Below are 5,012 nucleotides of genomic sequence, written 5' to 3' on the forward strand. Positions count from 1 at the left end.
CGAACTCTAGCTAGTGCCACTGCCAAACTCAACCTCTGCTTCATCAGGCTCATGATTAAGAGGCTTGCAGGTTCTTCCTAAGATGTCAAATGGGTTCTATAGTATATCAACTCAACTTCCTTGCGCTGTCGTGCAAGAGCAAGCTGGAGTAGCTGGGGGAGGAAACGACATCAATGGCTATCTCAAAGTTCGCTATAAAGCTTCTGACGCTTCGCCATTGTTGCAAAAGGCAAAAAGCAATGGGTGCATTTACCTTGCGCCCAATCTGCGGGAATCGGGAAAGGAGTTTCACAGTTAGTGCATTTGGTTAGCAGGCGTAAATTGTGGCGATCGCATTTCATCTTGTCCTTAAATTGCCACTCAATACGATGACAAGGTATTTTTGCATAGCAAGCACCACATAACCGAATTGGTCTGGGTTTCATGGTCATACCCTTTACTGGCAGCATCTCATATAACCTTTCAACCTGCACACCAATTAGCTTACCCAAAGCTTCTAACTCCTCAAAACTCGGAAAGGGATTGAAATAAAGCTTCTCCCATCGCGTTGTGATAGCACCAAGACCAGCAATTTTACCTAATGAGTATCCAGAAGGAAGACTGTTAGCCTTGAATCGGCGTAAACGCCCCAAGTAATGACTAATGCTTTCACCTTCATATGGCTCAACATAGCCCAACCTGGGTAAATCTTCATAATGATCATGAATTCTTATTTCTGTTTTCGGGGGGAATGTATTTTCTGCCATACCGATTAGCGATTTTTTCTAAAATGCTTTGATCAACTCTGCTAAAGCCATTTTTGAGAGAATGTAAAACTGCTTTCGTTAATATCTTGATCAGCAATCCTATTCGCCCACCCGTACTTGCAGCTAGAATCTCAAATGTAGCCCCTTCATATAAATTGGAAGCTTCGGGTAGAGCTAGAATATCAAATTCAATGGTGTTTAGTGTCTTTTGAAAATCATCCTGTTCTAGACGATCAAACTCATAAAGTGTTGGAAAGCTAGTTAACAAATCAAAATCATATAAAATTTTATCTAGCTCCTGTCCTCCTACTAAGACAACAGAAACATTAGATTCGTCAAATAGTTGCTTAAGGTCTAGGAATGCTTCTTTTTGGAGATTGTCGGCATTGTCAACAATGACCTGTTCTATCCCAAATAATTCCAGACTACCAGCTAATCTTGGACGTAAATCTTCTCGCTTACCTGTTGGTGCTGCGTGGTTAATATCCTTAAGAATTTGCGAAAACAGACGTTTAGAACTCGATGCTGACCAAGCTCTGACATATGAAACTTTTTTCCTATCTTCCTCCCGATAGTGAAGAGAGGCTCGGCTTTTACCTACATCTCTTGGCCCAATTACTCGACCGCATTGTTTTAGTATCCGCAACTCATCTAGCCATCTGAAATATTCACAAGCGCGATCAGTGGGTATAAAGCAATTATTGAATATCTCTTCAATTTCAACAACTTTAGCAAGTTGAGTTTTTAAATCTAGCTGAGGAGTTAAAGCTTCAACAGAAGGCTGAATAGCTAGTTGCGATTGCGCCATATAATCACCAAATCTTCTTCAAATTTTGTTTACGTCCAGGGAGAAGCAACTTGTGTCTTTCCTGTTCTTGAGTCTCAGCTTTATTAGCTACCTCCAGTTGCGGTTCTATTTTTTGAGGCTGTAATTCTTCCCTTAAAACTCTCTCTGGTAATAGTTCAAGTTGATTATCTTTCTTAGAAGAAACTGAAACTCTACTTTTCCTTAGTTCAACAACTTTTGAATTTTTCTTAGAAGCAGAACGTAAACGCTTTTGCTCTGCCTGTTGTCTTGCTTTCTTTTCCTGTTTACACTCGTCTACAAGCTCCTTGCGCTTACCTAATGCTAATAGAGCATCATAGTTAGAATGCTCCCGACGAGCTTTGCTACGCTCTTTATTCAGGCTTTTCAATTCTTCTAAACTCAGTTCTTGGGTGTCCATGTTGACTGCATGAACGTACCCCAAGAAATCTCCCAGGTCATCATTTGTATCACAACTGTAGACATATAATGTCAGGATATGGTCTGGGTCATATCTTAAGGTCACATATTCACCTTTATATGCCCTGAGTGATTCTCCTCGATAAACCAGATTCTCGAACTGGATAGAGCCATGAGCTTGAACAACCCGTTGCGCTTCTTTCATCAAGCAGATATCTAATTCTCGCTCATCCAAAGGCTCAGGTAGTTTTCCTCCCATTGCCTTGAACCATCTTTCAAATCTCGTATCGCGCGGATCTTTGGGATAAGGTTCATGATTATAAATGTCACAAAAGAAACTAGCTAAAATCTTGTCTAGATCCTGTATGGTCAAACAAGCTTCTTTTTCTGCGTTTTTGGGGCGTTCCTGAACATTAGATCCTGTGTAACCGGGTAAGTCTTTAAGAATTTGAGTATTAATGGTTTTAAAAATCCGTTCTACAATACCACCTTGGTTTGGGCGATCGCGCAATTCGCATTGAAATCCCAGTTTTTTGCCAATGGCTTTGAGATGTTTAGAGCGAAAATCTTTTCCGCCATCAGTAAAAAAGTATTGAAAAGGAAGGCCGTATCCCCAAGGTTTGCTAAGTTTATAGTCATGCGGATATTCCTTGGGTAATATAGAATGTCTTAAGGCAATAGCCACTTCAGCAGAACCAGGTTGCTTTATCCATAAATGAAAACCCAAAACACAACTAGAGAAAGTATCAACAACGGTAGTTAACCAAGGTCGCTCAGGTAGTAACACACGATTACTATCAACTATGCGAATATCAAGTTCCGTATGGTCACATTGAATAATTTGGTTACTAAACTCAGCTTTGAGTTGCTTTCCATCACGTGTTTCAACTGTCAACCAAGACCCCGAACCTGGATTTCTCACTCGTTTCTTCCGTTTTTGCTGCTCAATTAACGGATTTAAAATTCTATAGACAGTAGCTTGATGAGGATAATCTGCTTGCTCAAGTCCAAGATCAACGATCGCGTGTCGCTTCACTTCGCGAACTACAGATGCTGGCGACATTGGATGCTTGTCTTTCAGGCTTTTTTCATAAGTTGCTTTGATAAATTCTTGCCAGTATTCGCTGACTCGATACTTTCCCCTATCTGAGCGTTGTATTCCTACTGTCTCGGATAGTGTGTCTTCATAGTATTGCTTAAGTAGACGCTCGACCTGCCGAGTAGATACACCAAGAGTATTTGCAACTGCTTGCTTCCTCTGAGACTTAATCGTGCGATTTGGTGATTCAGCAAGCCATTGGATGAGGTTAAATGTCAGCTTATGCCTATCTGAAGTGTCGAGAATAATTTGCGATGGATCTACACTGAAATTATTTTCCCCAAGAAAAATAGTTTCTGAGGTTTCGGTCAATTCTTCTGTGAATTCAAATTCTTCGTCTGCCATTGGAGCGAAAAACATTCATTAAGGTACTAATGTACCATTATTTGTTAAGAATGCGACCAATAATTTGCAAATTAACAAAACTTAAATAAACGACATTTAATTTGCGAAATTATGATTTGCGACATATAATTTGCAAACTGACAACTTGGCTTATTTTATTCATAAAAAAGCTAAAAGCTTTGTAAAATAAAGCTTAGATAGTTTTTAACCGATAGCGACATGATTTGCAAACTGCGACAAATAATCTGCGAATGTACAGTTGCTCTACATCTATAACTATAAATGTATCAATTTTGCTGAATAAGACAAAGTTTAGGGATAAGATTTCTTAACTGCTGCCCTTGTTTTATATTAGGTATATAGGTTGCGTACTCACTTTCACTGTCAGACAAAGCACTGAATCCAAGCGTTTTGCAAACGCTTCTAAGAATTGTGAGCGTTTTTAGCTCTGCTTTTCTGTAAAATAACTAGGCAGATCAGCAAGGAACAGCTTCAAGATTATGGTTCAAGCTAGGATTGGCATTATTGGTGGCAGCGGCCTATACAAAATGGAAGCCCTGAAAGATGTCGAAGAAGTGCAAATTCAAACTCCCTTTGGTTCGCCTTCTGATGCTTTGATTTTAGGAACGTTAGAAGAGACGAAAGTAGCTTTTTTGGCACGTCATGGTCGTAATCATACGCTGTTGCCGTCGGAGTTGCCATTTCGCGCAAATATCTATGCTATGAAGCAACTAGGCGTAGAGTATTTAATTTCAGCTAGTGCTGTTGGTTCTTTAAAAGCTGAAGCGAAACCATTAGATATGGTAGTGCCAGATCAGTTTATTGATCGGACAAGAAATCGGATTTCTACATTTTTTGGTGAAGGTATCGTTGCACATATAGCCTTTGGTGAGCCGATTTGTAAAAATTTAGCAGGCATATTAGCTACGGCGATCGCATCTCTAAATTTACCAGATGTTACCATACATCGCGGCGGCACTTATATCTGCATGGAAGGGCCAGCATTTTCTACCAAAGCCGAATCAAATCTCTATCGTAGTTGGGGTGCAACAGTAATTGGAATGACGAACTTACCCGAAGCCAAGTTAGCTAGAGAAGCAGAAATCGCCTATGCAACTTTGGCACTGGTTACAGATTACGATTGTTGGCACCCAGATCATGATAGTGTCACCGTTGAGATGGTCATTGGTAATTTGCAACGCAATGCAGTTAACGCGCAAAAAGTAATTCAAGAAACTGTACGTCGTTTGAGCGAAAACCCGCCATCTAGTGACGCACACTCAGCATTGAAATATGCAATTTTGACACAGTTGGATAAAGCACCAGCAGCTACGAAGGAGAAACTAAAGTTGTTGCTGCAAAAGTATTTGTAGTTTTGACTAAGCTAACGAGATACAGTTTAGCCTACATAGCAGTACTCACATAGGTTAGGACATTTGGAAGTTTGAATGCCAGGAATAGTAAGACTTTTACCTCCTGCCTTCTGCTATCTTTCCCTTAAGGGGCTACAAAAAGGGCTAGAATGCAGACAGAATAAGTCTCATAGCTCTTTGACCTTGTTGGTAGAAAGGACGCTTATTAGGACTTAATGTCAATA

4 protein-coding genes are annotated in these 5,012 nt (G+C 40.1%); 1 reads left to right on the forward strand and 3 read right to left on the reverse strand.

All coding sequences use genetic code 11. The annotated features are described in order from the left end of the window. Positions 1 to 182: 182 nt before the first annotated feature. Genes H6G76_RS36045 through H6G76_RS36055 form a run of 3 tightly spaced genes read right to left on the reverse strand, consistent with a single transcriptional unit; the run spans position 183 to position 3,415 of the window. Complete coding sequence (locus H6G76_RS36045) at positions 183 to 746, reverse strand: TniQ family protein (RefSeq protein ID WP_190710978.1); 564 nt, start codon at positions 744 to 746, stop codon at positions 183 to 185. Further along, positions 700 to 1,554, reverse strand: a complete 855-nt coding sequence (locus tag H6G76_RS36050) for an AAA family ATPase (protein WP_190710979.1) — start codon at positions 1,552 to 1,554, stop codon at positions 700 to 702. The genes H6G76_RS36045 and H6G76_RS36050 overlap by 47 nt, the downstream gene beginning before the upstream one ends. Positions 1,555 to 1,558: 4 nt before the next feature. Next, positions 1,559 to 3,415, reverse strand: coding sequence for a Mu transposase C-terminal domain-containing protein (locus H6G76_RS36055; protein WP_190710980.1), 1,857 nt, complete (start codon positions 3,413 to 3,415; stop codon positions 1,559 to 1,561). A gap of 500 nt (positions 3,416 to 3,915) precedes the next feature. On the opposite strand from H6G76_RS36055, the gene H6G76_RS36060 reads away from it, so the two are divergent. Next, entirely contained in the window at positions 3,916 to 4,788 is an 873-nt protein-coding gene (locus tag H6G76_RS36060) for an S-methyl-5'-thioadenosine phosphorylase (RefSeq protein ID WP_190710981.1), read from the forward strand. The last annotated feature ends 224 nt before the right edge of the window (positions 4,789 to 5,012 follow it).

Origin of the sequence: Nostoc sp. FACHB-152 (assembly GCF_014697475.1) — a bacterium.
GTDB lineage: Bacteria > Cyanobacteriota > Cyanobacteriia > Cyanobacteriales > Nostocaceae > Nostoc_B.